Here is a 20,594-nt window from a genome sequence, read left to right on the forward strand (position 1 = left end):
TGTTCGAGTTATCCACCGTGCCGGGCGAGGGCTTCCGCGATGTGTTCGGCCTCGGTGCGGCGGGGTTCGGGGGTGGCCGGAGGCAGGATCTCGGGGCGCTTGGCGAGCACGTCGCGGGCGTAGCCGATGAAGGCGTCGATGTCCTGGCTGGCCAGGTACGGGACGGCCTTCTCCACCTCGGCGCGGGGCCAGTCCCACCAGCGGATCTCCAGCAGGGCTTGGATCTGCTCCTCGCTGAACCGGTAGCGGATCACCTTCGCCGGGTTGCCGCCGACGACCGCGTAGTCGGGGACGTCACGGGTGATCACCGAGCCGGCTCCGATGATCGCGCCGTGGCCGATCCGGACGCCGGAGATCACGTGGGAGCCCGGGCAGAGCCAGACGTCCGCGCCGATGAAGGTGTCGCCGGTCGGGGTCGGGAAACCGTCCTGCCCGGCGCCGTCCATACCCCACAGGATGCGGTGCGGATAGGTGGTGACGGCGTCGATCTTGTGCTTACCGCCGAGATAGACCACCGCCTCCGACGAGAGCGAGGAGTAGTCCCCCAGGGTCAGCTTCGTGTCGTCGTGGATGAAGCTCTTGATCATCGGCACCTGATACGCCCGGGTGTGCGGGCCGACGGTGACCCGACCGGCCTTCTCCATCCGCTTGAACTCAGCGTTGTGCATGCCGATCGCCTCGTCGTGCACCCGACGCAGCAGGTAGTAGACGAAGCGGAGGAACGAACGCACCACTAGTGGTCTCCTATCGATGAGGTCATTGCCGGTTCGACCGGTTCGGATCGAACCGCGGTCGTCGGTCGTGCGGCCGCCGCGTCGAGCGGCGGTACCGGAGCGAAGCTCCGGATATGGGCGAGATAGATCAGCCACCAGGCGGCGGCCACGGCGACCTGGACCCAGGCCAACGCCCACCAGGCACCAAGGGCACCGTTCACGGTGACGCCGACGATCACCGCGGCCAGCATCGCGATGGTGCTCACCACGTCGATCACCATCGTCACCCGGATCGCGCGCCGCCCCATCAGGGCGGAGCGGACGCCGGTGATCATGCCGAGCGCGAGCAGGTGCAGCGCGGCAGGGACGAAGAGACGCTCGGCGCTGGCCCAGGTATCGGCAAGGATGAGCTCGCCGATGCCGGTGGGAATGCTCAACAGGACAACGCCGTTGAGCGCCGCGATCACACCCATCAGCAAGGTGCCTTTGCGCACCGTGCCGCGGACCAGCCCCCGATCCTCCGGCGACGCCGCCACCTCGGCGACCCCGGCCGCCATGAAGGCTGCCTGCACCATGGTGAAGAGGCCGGTCAGCAGCAGCACGCCGCGCACCGCGCCGAGATCTGCGGCCCCACCGATCCCGGCGATCGCCACCGTGGTCGCCAACGCCGCACCCTGGGTCGCCGCGAACGACAAGAGGTAGCGCCAGGAGAACGACCAACTGCTCCGCAGCCAACGCAGCGAAGGTCGAGCCAGGTGGACGCGCTGGTGGACCAGGGTCAAGAGTCCGGCACCAGCGCCGGAACCCGCCCAGGCCGCGACCAGCCAGACCACACCGGCCTCGGCCCGCCAGACGGCGAACGCGGCAACCACCAGAAGCGCCACCCGGAGCAGGTCGAGCGCCAGAGCCTGCTGTGGCCGATGCTGGGCGAAGCCCAGGAAGCGGCCGTAGTCCTGCAAGGTGAGGGCCGGCATCAGGACGCCGATCAGGACCAGGCTCTGGCCGACCTCCGCATGCCAACTCCAGGTAGCCGCGCCGACCGCGGCGAGTACCACACCGACGCATCCGGCCAGAGCGACAGCGGCGCTCAGCATCGGTCCGGGCGCTGCGACGGCGTCGTCGTGGTGCAGCAGAGTCGGCTCGCCGACCCAGGCACGGAGGACGCCCTGCGCCGCGACGAAGCAGATGAAGATCAGGCCGAAGAGACCGAACGCCGCGACGTCGAGCAACTGCGCCGCGATCAAGGTGACCAGCAGGCTGGAGGCGGCCGAGACCGCCTGGTCGGCAGCAACGACGGAGAGGCGCCGTCCCGCTGTCCTGCTCACCGTCGCCACCTCGCTCGCCGGGCACCAGGTGCGCCCCTGCTCGAACCAACGACGTCAACCGTCAGCCGCTACGGGGTTCGCCGAACTCCTTGCCAACCGCGCGCAGCCAGCCCTAGGGTCCACCCTGTGTCTCCAGCCAGCTTCGAGCCCCAGCCCACGCTGGCCCGGCTTTACCCCGAGTCGACCGTCGGTGGATTCAGCCGTTACGACGGATTCGTCGAGTTCTATACCCGGCTGAACGCCTTACTGGACGAGGATTCACGGGTCCTCGACTTCGGTGCCGGCCGCGGCCAGTGGGCGCATGAACCGCTCCCGGAGGCGTCGCGCCGACTCCGCTCGTTCCACGAGCGGGTGGCTCAGGTGGACGGCGTCGACGTCGACCCGGTGGTCACCACCAACCCGACCCTGGCCGAGGCCAAGGTGCTCGCCCCGGGTGAACCGCTGCCCTGGCCGGACGCCACCTACGACCTGGTCCTTGCCGACTACGTGCTGGAGCACATCACCGAGGCGGACGCCCCGGGCGTGGCTGCGGAGATGATGCGGGTTCTCAAGCCCGGCGGCTGGCTGGCAGCCCGGACGCCGAACAAGTGGGGCCTGATCGGATTGGGTGCGCGGGCGGTGCCCAATCACCTGCACACGAAGGTCTTGTCGCGTCTTCAGCCCGGCCGCAAAGCGATGGATGTGTTCCCGGTCGAGTACCACATGAACACCCGCCGCGAGCTGCGTCGGCTGTTCGCGCCGCCGCACAAGGTGGTCGTCTACGGGCACGCCTCCGAGCCGACCTACTTCGGTTCGTCGGTGCCGGCCTGGCGGGCGGCGCAGTTGCTGGACCGGTTGACCCCGCCGGCGTTGGCACCGACCTTGATGGTCTTCGTCCAGCGCGGCTGAAGCGAGCTCCGCGGAGAGCTCAGACCACCTCGCCGAGCGCGGCGAGGACGTGGGCCTTGGTCGGTGCCCCGACCGCACGGGTGTGCTCGGCGCCGTCCGCGTCGAGCACGATCGTGGTGGGTGTGCGGACGATACCGAGTTTGCGGACCAGCTCCAGGTGGTACTCGGCGTCGATCTCGACATGAGCCACGCCGGGGACCAGTTCGGTCACCTCGTCGAGGATCCGGCGAGTGCTCCGGCACGGGGCACAGAAGGCGGTCGAGAACTGGACCAGGGTCGCCCGCTCACCGCGGGAGGCGTCGAACGAGGTCTCGGCGAGCAGGCTCGGCACGGCAGTCGGCACCTCGAACTCGTTCGGATCCGGGCTCGGTTCGACAGCGGCGGTCGGGGCGCCCGAGGCACGGCTGCGGAACCGTCCGTCGGTCTTCGCCCGCCAGGCCGCGAAGAGCGCCACGACGGCGAGGGTCACCACCAGCACGATCAATCCAGTCACGGAGAGTCAACCTACGTGCCCGGCGCGGCATTCCCGGCACCCCGCGTCACAGCCCCGGCACCGGCGTCACAGCCCCGGCACCACCATCGGCGTCCCGCTGACCGGGTCCGGGACCACGACCGACGGCATCGTGAAGACCTCCTCGACCAGGGCGGCGGTGACCACCTCCCCCGGTGCGCCCGAGGCGACGATCCGGCCGGCTCGCATGGCCACCACGTGGTCGGCGAAGCGACAGGCCTGGTTCAGGTCGTGCAACACCGCCACGACGGTCCGGCCCTGGTCGGCGAGGCGTCGCAAGAGCCGAAGCAGCTCATACTGGTGGGCGATGTCGAGGAACGTGGTGGGTTCGTCCAGCAGCAGGTAGGGAGTCTGCTGGGCCAGCACCATCGCGATCCAGACCCGCTGGCGTTGACCGCCCGATAGGTCCGAGACCGCGCGGTCGGCGAGGTCACCGACCCCGGCGTCGGCCAGCGCCGCTGCGACCGCGTCGGCGTCACCTGAGGACCACATGCCGAGCAGGGACTGATGCGGGTAGCGCCCCCGCCGCACCAGCGCCTCGACCCGGATCCCCTCGGGGGCCGTCGCCGACTGAGGCAGGAAGCCGACCTCCCGAGCGAACTCCCGCGCCTTCCACGAGCGCAGCGGCCGTCCGTCGAGGAGCACCTCCCCGGCGCGTGGCTCCAGCAACCGGGCCAGGGCGCGGAGCAGGGTCGACTTACCGCAGGCGTTGGCACCGACCACAGCGGTGAAGGCACCGTCCGGGATGGTCAGGTCCAGCCCTTCGACGACCGTGGTGTCCTGATAGCCCAGGGTGAGTCCGCGGGCTTCGAGCCGCGTCATCAGCGGACCTCCTTGACGAGTAACCACAAGAGATAGGCACCGCCGACGGCGGTGGTGACGACGCCGACCGGAAGCGCGACGGGCGCGAAGATCCATTGCGCCACCAGGTCGGAGCCGCAGAGCAGCAGGGCGCCGGTGAGCGCTGCGGGCAGCAGCGGCACCCCGGCCACACCGACCAGCCGTCGTCCGATCTGCGGCGCGGCCAAGGCGATGAAGACGATCGGTCCGGCCACCGAGGTGACCGTGGCGGTCAAGGTGACGCCGATCCCGACGAGCAGGATCTGCACCGGCCGCATCGAGACGCCCGTCGTCCGTGCCAGGTCGTCGCCGAAGGCGAGTTGATGCATCGGCCGGGCCACCACGACCAACGCCGCCAAGAGCACCAGGATGAGAGAGACGGGTGTGTCGATGTCGACCCAGTCGAGTCCGGCCAGGGAGCCGGCATTCCAGAAGGTCGCCGCGATCGCGACGTCGAGTTCGGCGCGCAGCACCAGCCAGGAGTTGACCGCGGCCAGCACCGCGCCGACGGCGATCCCGATCACGATCAGCCGCAGCCCGGAGAAGCTTCGCCCCCAGGCGAACAGCTGGATGAGCAGCGCCGCGGAGAGGCCGCCGATCAGCGCGCCGACCATCACCGCGCCCTCGCCGGTCACGCCGATCACCGTCATCGCGACCAGGACACCGGTGTAGGCACCTGCGTCCAGTCCGATCACGTCGGGTGAGCCGAGCGGGTTCCGGGTCAGGTTCTGGAAGATCGCACCGGCCGCTCCGAGCCCGGCGCCGAAGACCACCGCCGCCACCACCCGTGGCATCCGCCATTGGGTGACGGAGATCTGGATCGGCCCTCCCCCGGAGAGGGCCGACCAGACGTCGGCGGGTCGGTCCCAGCCGTTGCCGAAGCAGAGCCCGGCGAAGCCGGTGAGCACCACCAGCGCCGCGAGCAGCACCGAGATCAGTACGGACCGGCGCTCCACGAGCACCGAGCGGCCGGGCGCCACCGGTACGGCGAGCGTCCTCATAGTTCGCTCACCCCGTAGCGGCGCACGACCCAGATCAGCACGGGTCCCCCGATCACCGCGGTCACCACCGCGACCGGCATGTCACCGGTCGGGAGCACCACCCGAGCGAGGATGTCGGAGACCAGCAGCAGAGCCGGTCCGAGCAGCGCGGAGAGCCCGACCAACCAGCCGACCGAGGCCGGCACCACCTGGCGGACCAGGTGCGGAACGATCAGGCCGACGAAGACGATCGGGCCAGCAACCGCCGTGGCGACAGCTGCCAGAGCTGTCGCGGTCACCGCGGTGGCCACCCGGGTCCGCGCCACCGGGACGCCGAGGCCGCTGGCGACGTCGTCGCCCAGGCTCAGCGCGGAGAGCGGTCGGACCAGCAGCGCCGCGACCACCAAGGCGAGCAACAGCACCACCGACGGGAGCAGCAGCGCCGTCTGCTCGCGCCCGGCGAGCGAGCCGACCGACCAGTACCGGTGTGCGTCCAAAGCGCTGGTGCTGCGGATCCGGATCGCCAGGCTCCAGCCCATCAGCACCGCGCTGAGTGCGGTACCGGCCAGGATCAGCCGTAGAGGGTCGCCCCGGCCCACGGTCAGCACGATCAGCGCGGCCGCCGTCGCCCCGGCGAGGGCGGCGACGAGCACCCAGGTCTGTCCGGGACTGGTCACCATGCTGATCACCACCACACCGAACGACGCCCCGGCGCTGACCCCGAGCAGACCGGGCTCGGCCAGAGCGTTGCGGGTCAACACCTGGATCAACGCCCCGGAGACCGCGAGTGCGGCACCGACCAGGATCGCCAGCCAGGTGCGCGGCACCCGGATCGTGCGCACCGAGATGTGTGCCGAGTCGGCAGGATCAGGGGCGACCAGCGCCGCCCACGCCTGCGGGAGCGAGACGTCTCCCTTGCCCACCAGCAGACTGACGGCGGCGCAGATCGCCAACAGCACCAGCCCACCGGCCAGCACGGTGACGCCGCGCAGCGGTGAGACGGTCGGTGCCTCGGTTGCGGTGGAGCCCATCACTCGTCGAGGTCGGCGACGCCGCGCTTCCAGTAGCCGGTGACCAGGGCGTCATAGCCGCGTTCCTTGGCGAACCGGCGGACTGCCTTGAGATCGGTGGCCTCACCGGCGGCGAAGACGAAGACGTCCTCGGCAGCGATGTCGCCGAGTTCCAACTCCCGCAGGGCCGCGTCGAGCTGGCTGCCTTCGGCGCGCGGGAGCCAGCGGACACTGACGCCGGCCGACTGGGCGAGCGGGTACTGCGCCTCCTCGGCATGGTCGATCTCGACGATCACCTGCACGGTGACGCCGCGAGCCGCGATCCAGTCTGCCTCGTCCAGCCAACGGGCCAGCGCGGGCAGACCGGTCGGGTCGGCCACCAGCACGTAGTGCCGGTAGGTGTGGGGGAAGACGACCGACCCGGGCGGCCCGGCGACGACCGCCTCGTCGCCCACCTGGACGGCGCGCGCCCATTCGGCTGCGAAGCCACCGTCGTGCACCACGAAGTCGAGGTCGATCTCACCGGCCGCGGTGTCGACACGGCGCAGGGTGTACTTCCGGCTGGGCGGGATGGGCTTGACCCAGTCGAGGGAGAGCTCGGCGTTCTGCGCGGGATCGTTGCGGCTCCCGTCCGGGAAGGCGAAGAGCACCTTGACGTGGTCGTCGGCCTGGTGGCTGATCATCCGGCGCAGTTCCTCGCCGGCGATGGTGATCCGCAGCATGTGCGGCGTCACCAGCTCACGACGGGTGACCACTCCGCGGTTGATACCGACAGGGTAGGGAACCCGGGTGGTCCCTCGGCCGCCGTCCTGGTGGGCGGCGACCTTGGGCCCGGGGTTGGTGCGGTCGGTCACTTGAGGTCCTCGGCGAAGGCCTGGGCGAACGCCTTGTCGATCTCGTCGAGGGTGGTCATCGCGGTGGCGTAGGTGGCCGCCTCGGTGAACTTGAACGGCACGGTGAGCCCGCTCTTCGCGGCGGCCAGGTTCTTGAACAGCGGCGAGTCGAGCACGTACTGCACCGCGGCGCCCGGCTTGCCGGAGTCCTCGACGGAGTAGGTGATCACATCGGCCTCGCCGAGGCTGGCGGGGAGCTCTTCGATCGCGGGGTACTCCGAGACGTCGCTGCTGCCGCCCTCGGCCTTCTTCACCTCGCCGTAGTAGGTGACGCCGATGTCGGTGGCGATATTGGTGCCCCACGAGCCGGCGAACTCACGCTGGAAGTTACCTGCCGAGACGTCGCCGTATCCGCCGACGTGACCGAACCGGACGCCGTCGAGGACGTCGGTGTACTTCGCGGTGAGCTCGGCGGCCTTGGCCTCGTAAGCGGCCTTGTTCTCTTCGAGGTTGGCGCTCATGCCGGCGGCATCAGCCTGCTTGGCGTTGAGCTCCTTCCACTTGTCGGGTCGCGACGGGCCGAGCTGGACGACCGGGGCGATCTGCTTGAGCCGGTCGAGGTTGAGGTCGACCACGGCGGGCTGCGGAACACCGATGATGATCAGGTCCGGTTCGAGCTCGGCGATGGCGTCGTAGTTGGTGGACGCGGCACTCTCGCCGGCGACCTTGTCGAGCTCGTCGTAGCTGGTGCGATCTTCGTCGGTCATCAGGTTGAGACCGCGCGACCACTCCGAGATGCCGACCAGTGGCGCGTCGACCTCGAGCAGCGCCGGGACCGCGTACCCGGTGGCGATCACCTTCTCCGGAGTGGCCGGGATGGTGATCTCCTTGCCGGTGTCGTCGACGACGACCCGGGTTTCGCCGCTCTGGGAGTCGGCCTTGTCGTCGTCATCGGCCCAGCAGGCACTCAGTGACCCGGCCAGAACGAGAGCCGCAGAACCGGCCAGGGCACGACGGAGTACAGGTGAAAGTCGCATGCAAGTAAGGTAAGCCTTGCCAATGCAACGGAGGTGTCGAGAGAGGGACAGAAGATGTCGGTGACAGGGCACACTGCCAGCGAACTCGGCGAGATCGTCGTCGAAGACCAGGGCTACGGCCTCGGCGAGCCCGACGGCATGCTGGTACTGCGCTACCCGACCGGACGCGCGGTTCCCGACTTCCCCGAGTACCGCGACGATCTCGTCCACCAGCTCTTCCACTCCCCCAATGGCGCGCTCAGCGTGCGCCGCGGCGGCGCCACCCACTTCGCCGCCGCCGATCAGTGCATCTGGGTACGTAAAGGGGTGGTCGCCGAGGTGAGCGGCTTCGACGTACAGACGGTGATCCGGGTCTGCATCCGCCGCGCCCCCGACGAACTGACCGCGCACAGCGCGGCGGTCCTCGACGTCGACGCCGAACTGGGAGGCCTGCTCGAGAAGGTCTCCCGCCCCGGCCTCTCCTCGGCGGCAGGGCTTGAGGCGCGGCAGCAGATCCTGAGCCGGTTGGCGGCCAACGCCGACCGCCGCGGCACCCTCACACATGCCACGGCTCCGAAAGGACCGGCCCGCGAGGTGGCTCGGGCGATCCTGCACGATCCCGCCGACAACACCGACCTGGCCACCTGGGCGGACCGGATGCATGTCAGCACCAAGACCCTCCAGCGAAGCTTCCAAGGAAGCTTCGGCGCCTCGTTCAGCGACTGGCGCACCCGGACCCGACTGCACGCCTCCTTGGCACTGCTGCCGCACGCCTCGGTCACCGAGACGGCGCACCGGGTCGGCTACGGCAGTCCGTCGGCCTACATCGCCGCCTTCAGCAAGGAGTTCGGTTCCAGCCCCAAGCGGTTCCTCGCCAACCGGGGCGGATGAGTAGCAGGGCTCATGCCCTCGATGCGCGACACCCAGCAGGATGTAGGTATGAGCACCCCGCCGCCGTTCCCCGCGCCGTCGCACCCGTCGCAGCCGCCACGACGAGGACACTCCACCTGGTGGTGGGTCGGCCTGATCACCGTGCTCGCCTCGCCGCTCCTGCTCATCGGTGGCTACGTCGGCTACCTCGCCGTCAGCGGAACACCATTTCTGGACGAATGGCAGTGCTCGGACGGCGAAGCCCCCTACGTCTACGACGAAGGGGGCAGTGCCTGTGCGAAGGAGGGCTCCCCACTACCCGAGGGCGCCCACTGGGATCCGTTCGGCAATCGGCCGCTGTCCTGCACCGACCGATGGGGCTGGGTCGAGGTCGAGCCGGTGCGCGGCGACCCGAACGACCCGCGGACCGACTGCGTGCGCAAGGGCGAGCCCATCCCCGAGGGGTGGCACGCAGTCGGCTGACCGGCTGTCAGACGATGCCGGATTCCACGAACGCGTCGTAGTTCGCGGCGATGGTGGCAGCCGGACCGACCTGGTCGGAGACGGCGTCCAGGGTCTTGAGGCCCATGCCGGTGTTGATCACGACGGTCTCGAGCGAGGTGTCCAGCTGGCCGGTCTCGACGAGCTTCTTCAACACACCGACGGTGGTACCGCCGGCGGTCTCGGTGAAGATGCCCTCGGTGCGGGCGAGCAGCAGGATGCCGGCGCGCACCTCGTCGTCGGTGATGTCCTCCACCGCTCCACCGGTCTCCCGGCAGATGTCGAGCACATAGATGCCGTCGGCGGGGTTGCCGATCGCCAGCGACTTCGCGATGGTGTCGGGCTTGACCGGGCGGATCGCGTCGACGCCGGCCTTGTAGGCGACCGAGACCGGCGAGCAGCCGGTGGCCTGGGCACCGAAGATCTTGACCGGCTTGTCCTCGACGAGGCCGAGCTTGATCAGCTCCTGGAAAGCCTTGTGCACCTTGGTCAGCTGCGAACCGGAGGCGACCGGGATGACGACCTGGTCGGGCAGACGCCAACCGAGCTGCTCGGCGATCTCGTAGCCGAGGGTCTTGGAGCCCTCCGCGTAGTACGGGCGGACGTTGACGTTGACGAACGCCCAGCCGTCCTCCTCGGCAGCGATCTCCTGCGCAAGCTTGTTGACGTCGTCGTAGTTGCCGTCGACGGCGACCAACGAGTCGGTGTAGACCGCGGAGTTGACCTGCTTGGGCTTCTCCAGGTTGGCCGGGATGAAGACCACGGTCTTGATGCCGGCCCGGGCACCGGCAGCGGCGACGGCGTTGGCCAGGTTGCCGGTCGAGGGACAGGCGAAGACCTTGGCGCCCAGCTCGCGGGCGGCGCTCAGCGCGCAGGCGACGACCCGGTCCTTGAAGGAGTTGGTCGGGTTCGTGGAGTCGTCCTTGACCCACAGGTTCTCGATACCGAGGCTGGCACCAAGGTTGTGGGCCTTGAGCAGCCGGGTGAAACCGGGCTCCATGTTGGGGCTCTGCTCGATGTCGCTCGGCACCGGCAGCAGCGCCTTGTAGCGCCAGATGTTGGCCGGGCCGGCCTCGATCTCCTCGCGGGTGACGGAGGGGAACTCGTAGGCGATCTCTAGGGGGCCGAAACACTCCGGACACGCGTAGAACGGGCCGAGGTCGAGGCGGTGGCCGCACTCGCGGCAGGAGAGGGCGACGGCGTTGCCGAACGCTCCCGGGCGCAGACCTGCGTCGGCGGTAGCTGGTTCAGTGGTCACAGCGCTCATGAGTCCTCCTCCTCATCTTCCCTGGAGCGACTCTCGCAACCAGGACGGAATTGGCACCGTTTCCACGACTGGTCCGCAGGTGCGATCCAGGGGTATTCGTGGCGGTTGCCGGGACTTCTTCGGGCCGTATCCCTCAGTCCCTCTCGATGAGCTGCTCCCCACAGTACGGCACTGTCTCAACATGCGTACACCCGGCCCGCGATTCGGACAGCACCGACTTCTGGTTGGGTAGGACCATGGAGTTCATCTCCCCCGCAGGCCACCAGCGCTACACCGCCCTGGTCCGCGCGGCTGCCCGCAGCGTGGTCGGCCTGGACATGGACGGCACGCTCTCCCCGATCGTCGACGACCCGGCACAGGCCCGCATCCACCCCGACGCACCGGCCCTCCTGGTTGAGCTCGCCAGCGCCGTGGGCACCGTCGCGGTGATCACCGGCCGCCCGGCTCGCCAAGCCGTCGCGCTCGGCGGCTTCGACGCCGTCGGGGATGTGCTGGCCGGCCGGGATCGCGAGTTGCAGGTGTTCGGCCAGTACGGCGCCGAGCGTTGGTCCTCGACGGCACGCCGGGTGATCGCGCCCCGTCCGCCGAGCGGGCTCGCCTCGTTCCTCGCCGAGATTCCGGCTCTACTGAGGACCGCCGGCGCCCAAGAGGCGTTCGTCGAGGAGAAGGGGCTGGGCGTTGCGCTGCACACCCGCCGGATGAGCGATCCGGCAGAGGCGCTCAGCCGCCTGGCCGGGCCGGTCACCACGCTCGCCGATCGGCACCACCTCGTGGTCGAGCCGGGACGCAACGTCCTGGAGGTCAGGGCACCCGGCGTCGACAAGGGCGATGCGGTCCGCTCGTTGGCCGCGACCAGTGCCGCCGAGGGGTTCCTCTTCGCCGGCGACGACCTGGGTGATCTGGCCGCCTACGACGCGGTCGACGAGCTGCGCGCGGCCGGCCTGGCCACGCTCCTGGTCTGCTCGACCTCAGCCGAGCAGAGCGCGCTGCGCGAGCGCGCCGACCTCTGCGTCGCCGGGCCGGATGGCGTGATCGAGTTCCTCCGCCGCTTCGTCAGCGACGTCGTCGCTCAGTCGGTGTAGTCGGGCGTCAGGATCACGGTGAGCCGGTCGAGCCGCATCGGCGCGACGGCGGGCTTCAGCCGCTTGATCCCGAGGTCCTTGCCGAGCACCTTCGCCGCGCGGGCGAGCCGCTCGGGGTAGTAGATGGTCGAGGCAGGGATGCTGCCGCGCCAGTTGTCCGACCCGACGACCTTCCATCCAGCGCCGTCGACCTTGCTGGCGACCCGGCCGGCAAGACCCGAGATGTTCGAGTTGTTGTAGACCTCGACGTAGACCTCGCCACGCTTGATCGCGGGCTTCTTCTTGACCGGCGTGGGCTCCGGCGTCACCGGGGCCTCCACGCTCGGAGACGAGGTCGGCTCCTTGGCCACGTTGACGGCGGCGTCGGGCTCGTTGTCGCCGGTGACGACGAAGGCGACCGCCGCCATCGCGACGGCGACCACGCTCAGCAGGACCACCGGGGACGGCAGCGCGACACCCGCCTCATCGCGGGGCTTGGCGGGGAGGAACCGCATGCTCAGACCTCGAAGCCGAGACGGCGAGCCGAGCGCTGACGCTGGCGCGCGGCGCGCAGACGGCGCAGGCGACGGACCAGCAGCGGGTCGGCCGCGAGCGCCTCCGGCTTGTCGATCAGCGCGTTGAGCACCTGGTAGTACCGGGTGGAGGACATGTCGAACCGCTCGCGGATCGCCTGCTCCTTGGCCCCGGCGTACTTCCACCACTGACGCTCGAACTCCAAGATGTCGGCGTCCCGCTCCGACAGCGTGCCGTCGTTCGTCACCTGGTTGGTGGTGATCGACTCTGCAGCGTCCATCTGGCTCGACCCCTCTGTGCTCTCGACAGCCTCTGGCTCCGGTCAGTCTACGCACCCGAACCACATCGTTGTCATTCGTTCCCCGGCGAGTCCCCCGCATGCGAAGATGCGTGCGGGAGGGGAGCCCGCTTTTCGACGATGAGGATCCCGATGCCCACCACCACCGACCGCCTGCACCAGCTCTCGCGCTTCGATGACCTCAGCGACGCCGACGTCGCGATGATCGCCAACGCCGGCACCGCCGTCACCATCCCCGAGGGCTGGTCGCTGATCTGGGAGAAGACGCCGGCCGACAAGGCGTACCTGATCCTCGACGGCGAGGTCTCGGTCCGCCGCGAAGGTGTGGAGATCGCCCGCCTCGGCCCGGGTGACACCGTCGGCGAGGCCGCGATCGTGGCACACAAGCTCCGCAACGCCAGCGTGGTGTCGCTGACCGCCCTGCAGGTGCTCCACTTCACCGCCGACTCCGTCCGGGAACTGATCGACGCCTCGCCGCGCTTCCGCGACGCCCTGGAACAAACCACTCGTGAACGACTTCCGTGAGCTGCCGGCGGAGGAGCTCTATGCCGGCCTCCTGCTGACGCTGCTCGGCCAGGAACCGCACCTGAGCCGGAGTGACGTCAGCGCACTGAGCGGGGTGGACTCCGATCGCGCGCGCGAGTTGTGGCAGTCACTCGGTTTCCCGCCGGCCACCGACGAGGACGCCGTGCTCTTCGTCGACGCCGACGTCGAGGCCCTGCGTGCGCTGGAGAAACTGCTCAACCTCGGGATGATCGACCAGCAGGCCGAGAGCGCTATCTCCCGCACGGTGGGCCGGACCTTCGCCCGGCTCGCCGAGTGGGAGATCGCGGAGCTCGCCGACACCGTGCTCAAGGACGCCCCCGAGGTGGACCTGACGCTGCTGCAGGCGGTCGCCGACGAACTCCTCCCGGTGATGGAGCAGGTGCACAGCCACATCTGGCGACGCCACCTGGTCAGTGCCGCGGGCAGGTTGCTGGTCCGGGGCAGCCCCGAGGAGTCGGTGCCGCTCAGCGTCGGGTTCGTCGACGTCGTCGGCTACACCCGGCGTACCCGGTCGATGAGCACCGACGAGTTGGAACGGATGGTCGAGGTCTTCGAGCAGGTCACCACCGCCACCGTCGTGGAGCACGGCGGTCGGGTGATCAAGACGATCGGGGACGAGGTCCTCTTCGTCTGCGACGACCCCGACGGCGCCGCCCAGATCGCGCTCGCTCTGGCCGAACGCCACGACACCGACGAGGAGTTCCCCCAGGTGCGCTGCGGCCTCGGTCACGGCGAGGTGCTGGAGCGGTACGGCGACGTCTTCGGCGAGCCGGTCAACATCGCGGCCCGGCTCACTTCGCTGGCCCGGCCCGGTCGGGTGCTGATCAACCGCGCACTCGCGGACGTCGTCGACCACGACCAGCTCCGGGTCCGCCGGTGGCGGATCGTTCCGGTGAAGGGCTACACCCGGCTCGAGGCCTGGTCGCTGCGACGGCCCCGACCCGCGCGCGAGTGAACCGATGAACGCTGGTCCTCCCCACCCGGACCCGGCTAGGGTCGAAGACGTGCCAGGCCACGCGAATCTCGTGATCGTCGCCAACCGCTTGCCCGTCGACCAGGTCACCGCACCCGACGGCTCGCTCACCTGGCGCCGCTCCCCCGGTGGCCTGGTCTCCGCCTTGGAGCCGGTGATGCGCAGCCATGACGGCGCCTGGATCGGTTGGCCGGGCGTCGAGTCCGCGGAGCCCGACGGCGACCCGTTCCAGGTCGACGGGCTGACCCTGGTCCCGATCAATCTGAACGCGGCGGAGATCGAGGGCTTCTACGAGGGTTTCTCCAACGGCACCCTATGGCCGCTGTACCACGACCTTGTCGCCAAGCCGGAGTTCCACCGTGAGTGGTGGGAGGCTTATGTCGAGGTCAACCAGCGCTTCGCCGTCAAGACTGCAGAGGTGGCGGCGCCCGACGCCACGGTCTGGGTGCACGACTATCAGCTGCAGCTCGTCCCGGCGATGCTCCGCGAACTCCGCCCCGATCTCCAGATCGGGTTCTTCCTACACATTCCGTTCCCGCCCACGGAACTCTTCGGCCAGTTGCCGTGGCGGCGACAACTCTTGGAGGGTCTCCTGGGCGCCGACCTGGTCGGCTTTCAACTCTCCGGAGGAGCCCACAACTTCGTCCGCCTGGTCAAGCAGCGGGTCGGGCACCACACCGAGGGCAACTCGGTCCACCTGCCCGACGGCCGGGTCTCACGGGCGGCCGCCTTCCCGATCTCCATCGACGTCGGAGCGTTCCAGGCGCTCGCCGAGTCGCCGTCGGTGATCGCCCGGGCCGCCGAGATCCGCGTCGCACTGGGCAATCCGAAACAGGTGCTGCTCGGCATCGATCGGCTCGACTACACCAAGGGCATCTATCCCCGGTTGCGCGCCTACTCGGAGCTTCTGGCCGAGGGCCACTTCAACGTGACCGACACCGTCTTCGTCCAGGTCGCCACGCCATCACGCGAGCGCGTCGAGCAGTACCGCCTGCTACGTGACGACGTCGACCGCCTGGTGGGCCGGATCAACGGCGACCTCGGCCAGATCGGTTCGCCGGCGATCGCCTACCTGCACTCGTCGTATCCACAGCACGAGATGGCGGCGCTCTACCTGGCCGCCGACATCATGGTGGTGACTCCGTACCGGGACGGAATGAATCTGGTCGCCAAGGAGTACGTCGCCTGCCGCCTCGACAACGACGGGGCACTGGTGCTCTCGGAGTTCGCCGGCGCGGCGGCAGAGTTCCGCCAAGCCTGGCAGGTGAATCCCTACGACATCGACGGCATGAAAGCAGCGATCCTCGCGGCCGTCCAGTCTCCGCCCGAGGAACGTGCCCGCCGGATGGCCGCGATGCGCCGCTACCTGCACGGCAACGACGTCAGCCACTGGGCGGCGAGTTTCCTCGCCGCGCTGTAGGTGGCGCTGTTCCAGCACCAGCCGCTCGACCGCGACAGGGTTCGAACTGTCGGAGGGTGGTGATGGACTGTTCTCATGATCGAGATCGACGCCCGGCACGTCCCGTATGAGGTCACCGACCTCGATGCGGGCTGCTTGCTTGCGGTGATCTCGGAGAACAAGGAACGAGCCTTGGTCGCGGCACGGCGCCAACTGCGGTTGGCGCACCAATGGTGTGTCTTGAACCCGGTAGTGGACGGCGGTAGCGCGGCTTCGTGGTGCGACGACCCGGCTCTGGCGTCCCTGGAGTTGGACGACGTGATCGGCGGCGCAGGCACTCCAGCTGTTGCTGCGTTCGCGGCCGAAGAGTTCGCCGCCGCCTCCGGCATCTCGCGGTTCGGCGCGTTGTCACTGTTGGCCGACGCGTTGGATCTGCACCACCGGCTGCCGCGGCTCTGGGCGAAGGTCGAACTCCTGGACGTGCCGGGCTGGAAAGCCCGTCGAGTCGCCGAACTGACAAGGAAACTCTCCGCCGAGGCCGCTGCCTGGTTCGACCAGCAGTTAGCTACCGGTGAACGCTACGGCTGGCCCACCATCGAGCGGACGCTGGCGATGGCGGTCGCGAAGTTCCGCCCCGACCTGATCCGCGACAAGACGGGTCCGTTGTCCAAGACCGATTGGGATGTGACGCTCACCCACAAGTACGGGCCCGAGGGCACCGCGTCCGGCACGTCCACGTTGGATGTGGTCGGTGACTCGCTTGACCTGGCTCGGTTCCACGACCTGGTCTGTGAAGAAGCCGAGAAGCTCCGTCGCGCTGGGGATGCGGACACCCTCGGCCAGCGGAAGGCCAAGGCGCTCGGCTCGATCGCCGAAACCCACGACACCCTCGACTTCGAGGCAGCCGACCACGCAGGCAGCGCGGACGCCGCGGGTCGTAGCTCCCGTCGTGGCAGGCGCGGGCTGCGGATCTTCGTGCACACCACGCTCGCGGACCTCTTCGCACTGGACGCCCTGATCGCACCCGAGGCCCGCGACGCTGCTGGCACCACCCACTCCGGTGAAGATGCAGCGAACGACGACCAACTTCGGATCGCCGACGCGGACCGCCTCGGCCCGATCCTCGTAACCCAGCTTGAAGACTGGCTCAAGCGCCACGGCTCGATCGCGAGCATTACCCCTGTGATCGATCTGAACCGCACCGGTGCCGTCGACCGCCACGACCCACCGGCCTGGATGGTCGAGCAGGTCCGCCAACGCGACCCGCACTGCGTCTTCCCGCACTGCACCCGCTCAGCCGCGGACGCGGACCTCGACCACATCACGGCCTACGACAAGACGGGACCACCGGGCCAAACCACACCCGAGAACCTCGCCCCGCTCTGTAGACGCCACCACCTCACCAAGACCCACGGCAGATGGAAATACCAACGCACCCGAGACGGCAACTACCTCTGGACCGACCACCACCACAACGCCTGGCTGGTCACCGCCCTCGGCACCATCCAACTCGACTAACCCCACAACGCCGCACCCTCCGGAACCCCACGGTCACCGGAGGCTGCGGCGCGCCTGAGCAGCGTTCCGGGCGCACGCGACCCGACCGCGCTAGACCCGACCGCGCTAGACCCACTCCTTCGACGACAACTACTCGCGGGCCGCCGCTAGCGGCCTAGCCAACTCGCCGCCTATCGGCTATCGGCCTAGCCGCCTAACCAACGATGCGGCGGTTCTGGGTCCCCCGAGCCACGAACTCACCCGAGGAGGTCCACGGCGTGGTGGACTCGGCGCAGTAGCCAGAGTTCCGCCACAGGGTGGTGGCCTCGGTGTAGTACCAGCCGTCCGCAGAGACCGGCGGGCTCGGCGCGAGGTTGAGAGCGAAGTCGATGGTCGGCACGAACGATGGACGCGGCTCGGTGAAGAACGGTCCCGGCGGCACTACATCGAGCAGCGCCGCCGCCCGGCCGGCTGGGTCGAGTTCGCCCACCGCAGCCGCGGCTTCGTCGAAACTCACCCAACAGCGGGTGCTCGGTAGGCCGTCGCGCACCTTATGGTCGATCACCCTGATCCGTACCAGGTCTGCGTAGGCCATCTCGCCGTAGGGCGGCTCGAACTCGGCGATCTCGTCAGGCTCCGGACGATCGTTGACCACCCACGGCTGCTGCACCGATGGATCACCACTGCGCACCAGTTTCGCCTCGGCCGAAGCTCGCAGCCGCTCCTGGACGAGTCGCACCGAAACGCTGGCAGAGGCCCGACCGACATGCGTGACCTCAACCTCGACGTCGCCACGTCCCACGTCGATCGCCGCGCTGAACTGCGCCACCAGCGAGACCAGCGACATTTCGCCGAGCCGCGGGTCCGCGACGGCGGCAGCCCCCAACTCGGCGATCACCCGACCACCGAAGACCCCGGCGAATCCCGCCCAGGCGGGGCTGAACGTCACCGCGGTGTCCGGAACAGGAGCCGATCGGAGTCAGCAACCACGGTGGCAGCGCGGGCCCAACCCGCACCTTGGACGTCGAGATACTCCTCGTCCTGGCCACGATCCGCGGCGGTACCGAGCCGCCACGTTGACTCCGGCGTCTGCCAGGAAGCACCGACCGCGAGTGAGCCGAGATCGCGTGAGGTGATCGGGTCGACGACCTCCGGCAACTCCTCCGGCGTCAGGAAGTCGACCGCGCCACCGAACCAGGCGAGCGCGGTGGCGCCGTCGGCCGAGCGCATCTCAGTGCGTCGGAAGCCGGCCGGGATGTGAAGCCAGCTACCGGCCCCGTACCGGACGCCTTCCAACTCGAGGAAGCCATCGAGCAGCACCACTTCCTCCGCCGCCAGATACCCGCCGGGGGTGGCGCGTTCGAAGCCCGCCGGGAACCGGGCAACCATGGTGGTCCGGCCCTGCGCCGAGGCCAGGGGCACAACGTCGATGCCACGGTTGGCGCCCGGCATCGGCACGCTCCGCCACCTGAGGTCACCGTCATGCAGGTGAACCGCCTCCGGCCGCGCCATCAGCCGACCGCCTGCGCGTGCAGTGCCAGGATCTTGCGCGCTCGGCGGAGCACGGCGGCATCGATCATCCGCCCCGCAGCGTCCAGGACCACGCCGCTGCCCTCCGCCTCTGCCTTGGCCAGCAACGCGATCACGCTCTCCGCCTCGGCGACCTCGGCCTCGGTCGGGGCGAACACCTCGTGCACCAGGGCCACCTGGGCCGGGTGGATACAACAGCGCCCAACGAAGCCCTGACGGCGAGCTTGTCGCGTCGAGGTGAGGAAGGCGTCCGGGTCCTTCGTGATCACCGAGACCGGTGCGGGCGGCGGCTGGATCCCTGCCGCCGCGCTGGCCAGCACCGCCATCGCCCGGAGCGGAGCAAGCTCCGCCTCGTCGCTCCCCGGTTCCAGTCCCACGTCACCGGCAAGATCCACCTCGCCGATCTGGAGCTGGCATACCCGTGCCGAAGCCGCCAGCGCAGGCGCGGCGAGGACCGCGGCCGCCGACTCCAACAACGGCATCAACAGGGTCTCGTGGTCGCCCGCCGCGGACAGTTCCGCGTCTATCTCCGCAAGCTCGACCTCGGACTCGGCCTTGGCGACGGCGAGCCCCCGTAGGGCTGCGACTCCCGCCAACGCGCGGACTTCCTGGCGTCGTCGCGAACCGGAGTTGATCCGCACCCAGATCTCGGGGCCCTCAGCGATCGGCTGCGCCGACAGCCAGCGGCACACAGCCTCCAACGCAGCATCCTTCTCCGCGAGAGGCACGGCGTCCTCCAGGTCCACGATCAGCGCGTCCGCACCGAGCTGGGCGGCCCTCGCCAACTTCTCAGCAGCGTTGCCGGGAACGTAGAGGTAGCTTCGCGGCAGAACCCGCTCGGTCATCGAACGACCGTCTCGCCCTTGATCAGCGACTTGGCAACCACGGTCCGCAACACGTCGTTGGTGCCCTCGCCGATGCTCATCAAGATGGAGTCCCGATAGAGGCGTTCCACCTCGAACTCGGTGGAGTAGCCGTAGCCGCCGTGCACCTTCATGGCATCGATGGCGGCTTGCAGCGCAACCTCGGAGCAGAAGATCTTGGCCATCCCGGTGGCGCCGTCGGCGCGACCGGTGCGGACGGCGTCGGCCGCCCAGTAGGCCATCAGCCGGGCCGCCTGGACCTGGGTACCGAGCTCGCCGAGCTTGAGCTGGATCGCTTGGAAATCGGAGATCGGCTGCCCGAACGCCCTGCGCTGTTGGGAATAGGCCAGCGCCTCATCGTGGGCACGCTGCGCGATACCTACCGAGCGGGCGGCAATGTTGACCCGGCCCCACTCCAGGGCTGAGAGCACCTGCTGCATGCCCTTGCCCTCGACGCCACCCACCAGTTGCGAAACCGGCACGCGGACGTTGTCGAGCAAGATCTCACAGGACTCCGTGCCCTTGTAGCCGAGCTTGGGAATGTCCTTGGTGACCTCGAACCCGGGCGTATCGGACTCGATCAGCAGGACACTCATCCCTCGATGCGCCGGCGAGGCGGAGGGATCCGTCTTCACCAGCACAGGCAACGGGTTCGCGTAGCGGGCGTTGGTGATCCACATCTTCGCGCCGTTGACGACGTAGTGATCGCCGTCGAGGCGGGCCGTGGTGCGAATACCCTGCAGATCGGTCCCCGCGTCCGGCTCGGTGAGACCGATACCGGTGCGTCGTTGTCCGGTGGCCAGCTCCGGCAGGTACTTCTGCTTCTGCTCCTCGGTACCGTGCATCGCGATCAGACGGCAGGCCAGCGAGTGCGAGCCCAGGATGCCGGCGATGCCCATCCAGCCCCGTGCGATCTCCTCGAAGACCAAGGCGAAGGAGACCGGGTCGAGATCGAGACCGCCGTACTCCTCAGGCACCGTGATCCCGAACAGGCCCATCTCTGCCATCCCGGCAACGATCTCCGTCGGGTAGCGGCCGGCCTGCTCCCATTCGCGGGCGACCGGAACGATCTCCTTGTCCACGAACTGGCGCAGCAGCGCCTTGAACTCGGCTTGATCCTCGTTGAGGTTGAAATCCAT

Annotated in this window: 23 protein-coding genes and 1 riboswitch; of the genes, 8 read left to right on the forward strand and 15 right to left on the reverse strand. The window is 69.1% G+C overall.

Annotation, left to right across the window (positions count from 1 at the left end; all coding sequences use genetic code 11):
• Window positions 1–8 precede the first annotated feature (8 nt).
• Both ACLM5J_RS00405 and ACLM5J_RS00410 read right to left on the reverse strand, forming a co-directional pair.
• Window positions 9–731, reverse strand: coding sequence for a CatB-related O-acetyltransferase (locus tag ACLM5J_RS00405; protein WP_413654023.1), 723 nt, complete (start codon window positions 729–731; stop codon window positions 9–11).
• Window positions 732–733: 2 nt separating this feature from the next.
• Complete coding sequence (locus ACLM5J_RS00410) at window positions 734–2,038, reverse strand: hypothetical protein (protein ID WP_413654024.1); 1,305 nt, start codon at window positions 2,036–2,038, stop codon at window positions 734–736.
• A 126-nt stretch (window positions 2,039–2,164) separates the two neighbouring features.
• Between ACLM5J_RS00410 and ACLM5J_RS00415 the strand changes: the two genes are divergently transcribed.
• Complete coding sequence (locus ACLM5J_RS00415; RefSeq protein ID WP_413654025.1) at window positions 2,165–2,926, forward strand: class I SAM-dependent methyltransferase; 762 nt, start codon at window positions 2,165–2,167, stop codon at window positions 2,924–2,926.
• Window positions 2,927–2,945: 19 nt separating this feature from the next.
• On the opposite strand, the gene ACLM5J_RS00420 is transcribed toward ACLM5J_RS00415, so the two are convergent.
• The 6 genes from ACLM5J_RS00420 to ACLM5J_RS00445 form a co-directional block, all read right to left on the reverse strand.
• Window positions 2,946–3,419, reverse strand: a complete 474-nt coding sequence (locus ACLM5J_RS00420) for a TlpA family protein disulfide reductase (RefSeq protein WP_413654026.1) — start codon at window positions 3,417–3,419, stop codon at window positions 2,946–2,948.
• A 66-nt stretch (window positions 3,420–3,485) separates the two neighbouring features.
• A complete protein-coding gene (locus ACLM5J_RS00425; RefSeq protein ID WP_413654027.1) occupies window positions 3,486–4,259 on the reverse strand; it encodes an ABC transporter ATP-binding protein in 774 nt (257 codons plus the stop codon).
• Entirely contained in the window at window positions 4,259–5,278 is a 1,020-nt protein-coding gene (locus tag ACLM5J_RS00430; protein ID WP_413654028.1) for a FecCD family ABC transporter permease, read from the reverse strand. The genes ACLM5J_RS00425 and ACLM5J_RS00430 overlap by 1 nt, the downstream gene beginning before the upstream one ends.
• Window positions 5,275–6,288: a FecCD family ABC transporter permease gene (locus ACLM5J_RS00435; protein WP_413654029.1), complete on the reverse strand. Its 1,014-nt coding sequence runs from the start codon at window positions 6,286–6,288 to the stop codon at window positions 5,275–5,277. The genes ACLM5J_RS00430 and ACLM5J_RS00435 overlap by 4 nt, the downstream gene beginning before the upstream one ends.
• Complete coding sequence (locus ACLM5J_RS00440) at window positions 6,288–7,121, reverse strand: siderophore-interacting protein (RefSeq protein WP_413654030.1); 834 nt, start codon at window positions 7,119–7,121, stop codon at window positions 6,288–6,290. Before ACLM5J_RS00440 ends, ACLM5J_RS00435 begins: the two co-directional genes overlap by 1 nt.
• Window positions 7,118–8,137 (reverse strand): ABC transporter substrate-binding protein, encoded by a 1,020-nt coding sequence (locus ACLM5J_RS00445; RefSeq protein WP_413654031.1) that lies wholly within the window; start codon window positions 8,135–8,137, stop codon window positions 7,118–7,120. Before ACLM5J_RS00445 ends, ACLM5J_RS00440 begins: the two co-directional genes overlap by 4 nt.
• Before the next feature lie 60 nt (window positions 8,138–8,197).
• Here ACLM5J_RS00445 and ACLM5J_RS00450 point away from each other — a divergent pair, with 60 nt between their 5' ends.
• The gene (locus ACLM5J_RS00450; RefSeq protein WP_413654032.1) at window positions 8,198–9,007 is read left to right on the forward strand and encodes a helix-turn-helix transcriptional regulator; all 810 of its coding nucleotides are present in this window, start codon (window positions 8,198–8,200) and stop codon (window positions 9,005–9,007) included.
• Between the two features lie 48 nt (window positions 9,008–9,055).
• Window positions 9,056–9,469: a hypothetical protein gene (locus tag ACLM5J_RS00455; protein WP_413654033.1), complete on the forward strand. Its 414-nt coding sequence runs from the start codon at window positions 9,056–9,058 to the stop codon at window positions 9,467–9,469.
• Between the two features lie 7 nt (window positions 9,470–9,476).
• Here the strand turns inward: ACLM5J_RS00455 and thrC are convergent, their stop codons facing one another.
• On the reverse strand, window positions 9,477–10,754 hold the full coding sequence (thrC, locus tag ACLM5J_RS00460) for a threonine synthase (protein WP_413654034.1): 1,278 nt from the start codon (window positions 10,752–10,754) through the stop codon (window positions 9,477–9,479).
• A gap of 9 nt (window positions 10,755–10,763) precedes the next feature.
• Window positions 10,764–10,907, reverse strand: a riboswitch (SAM riboswitch).
• 83 nt (window positions 10,908–10,990) lie between these two features.
• On the opposite strand from thrC, the gene otsB reads away from it, so the two are divergent.
• Window positions 10,991–11,836 carry a trehalose-phosphatase gene (gene otsB, locus ACLM5J_RS00465; RefSeq protein WP_413654035.1) on the forward strand — a complete coding sequence of 282 codons (846 nt, stop codon included), beginning with the start codon at window positions 10,991–10,993 and terminating at the stop codon, window positions 11,834–11,836.
• Here the strand turns inward: otsB and ACLM5J_RS00470 are convergent.
• Both ACLM5J_RS00470 and ACLM5J_RS00475 read right to left on the reverse strand, forming a co-directional pair.
• The gene (locus ACLM5J_RS00470) at window positions 11,824–12,330 is read right to left on the reverse strand and encodes a LytR C-terminal domain-containing protein (protein ID WP_413654036.1); all 507 of its coding nucleotides are present in this window, start codon (window positions 12,328–12,330) and stop codon (window positions 11,824–11,826) included. The two genes, otsB and ACLM5J_RS00470, sit on opposite strands and share 13 nt — an antisense overlap.
• 2 nt (window positions 12,331–12,332) lie before the next feature.
• Window positions 12,333–12,629 carry a DUF3263 domain-containing protein gene (locus ACLM5J_RS00475; RefSeq protein ID WP_413654037.1) on the reverse strand — a complete coding sequence of 99 codons (297 nt, stop codon included), beginning with the start codon at window positions 12,627–12,629 and terminating at the stop codon, window positions 12,333–12,335.
• Window positions 12,630–12,779: 150 nt separating this feature from the next.
• Here ACLM5J_RS00475 and ACLM5J_RS00480 point away from each other — a divergent pair, with 150 nt between their 5' ends.
• From ACLM5J_RS00480 to ACLM5J_RS00495, 4 genes are all read left to right on the forward strand, one after another.
• Window positions 12,780–13,172 (forward strand): Crp/Fnr family transcriptional regulator, encoded by a 393-nt coding sequence (locus ACLM5J_RS00480; protein WP_413654038.1) that lies wholly within the window; start codon window positions 12,780–12,782, stop codon window positions 13,170–13,172.
• On the forward strand, window positions 13,156–14,148 hold the full coding sequence (locus tag ACLM5J_RS00485) for an adenylate/guanylate cyclase domain-containing protein (RefSeq protein ID WP_413654039.1): 993 nt from the start codon (window positions 13,156–13,158) through the stop codon (window positions 14,146–14,148). Before ACLM5J_RS00480 ends, ACLM5J_RS00485 begins: the two co-directional genes overlap by 17 nt.
• A gap of 4 nt (window positions 14,149–14,152) precedes the next feature.
• Window positions 14,153–15,586 carry an alpha,alpha-trehalose-phosphate synthase (UDP-forming) gene (locus ACLM5J_RS00490; RefSeq protein WP_413654040.1) on the forward strand — a complete coding sequence of 478 codons (1,434 nt, stop codon included), beginning with the start codon at window positions 14,153–14,155 and terminating at the stop codon, window positions 15,584–15,586.
• Window positions 15,587–15,661: 75 nt separating this feature from the next.
• Entirely contained in the window at window positions 15,662–17,083 is a 1,422-nt protein-coding gene (locus ACLM5J_RS00495; protein ID WP_413654041.1) for an HNH endonuclease signature motif containing protein, read from the forward strand.
• Between the two features lie 193 nt (window positions 17,084–17,276).
• Here the strand turns inward: ACLM5J_RS00495 and ACLM5J_RS00500 are convergent, their stop codons facing one another.
• Genes ACLM5J_RS00500 through ACLM5J_RS00515 form a run of 4 tightly spaced genes read right to left on the reverse strand, consistent with a single transcriptional unit; the run spans window position 17,277 to window position 20,594 of the window.
• Window positions 17,277–18,011 (reverse strand): thioesterase family protein, encoded by a 735-nt coding sequence (locus ACLM5J_RS00500; RefSeq protein WP_413654042.1) that lies wholly within the window; start codon window positions 18,009–18,011, stop codon window positions 17,277–17,279.
• Complete coding sequence (locus ACLM5J_RS00505; RefSeq protein WP_413654043.1) at window positions 18,008–18,574, reverse strand: cupin domain-containing protein; 567 nt, start codon at window positions 18,572–18,574, stop codon at window positions 18,008–18,010. Before ACLM5J_RS00505 ends, ACLM5J_RS00500 begins: the two co-directional genes overlap by 4 nt.
• Window positions 18,574–19,437 carry an HpcH/HpaI aldolase/citrate lyase family protein gene (locus tag ACLM5J_RS00510; RefSeq protein WP_413654044.1) on the reverse strand — a complete coding sequence of 288 codons (864 nt, stop codon included), beginning with the start codon at window positions 19,435–19,437 and terminating at the stop codon, window positions 18,574–18,576. The genes ACLM5J_RS00505 and ACLM5J_RS00510 overlap by 1 nt, the downstream gene beginning before the upstream one ends.
• A complete protein-coding gene (locus ACLM5J_RS00515) occupies window positions 19,434–20,594 on the reverse strand; it encodes an acyl-CoA dehydrogenase family protein (protein ID WP_413654045.1) in 1,161 nt (386 codons plus the stop codon). Before ACLM5J_RS00515 ends, ACLM5J_RS00510 begins: the two co-directional genes overlap by 4 nt.

Origin of the sequence: Nocardioides sp. Bht2 (assembly GCF_047308515.1) — a bacterium.
Classification (GTDB): domain Bacteria; phylum Actinomycetota; class Actinomycetes; order Propionibacteriales; family Nocardioidaceae; genus Nocardioides.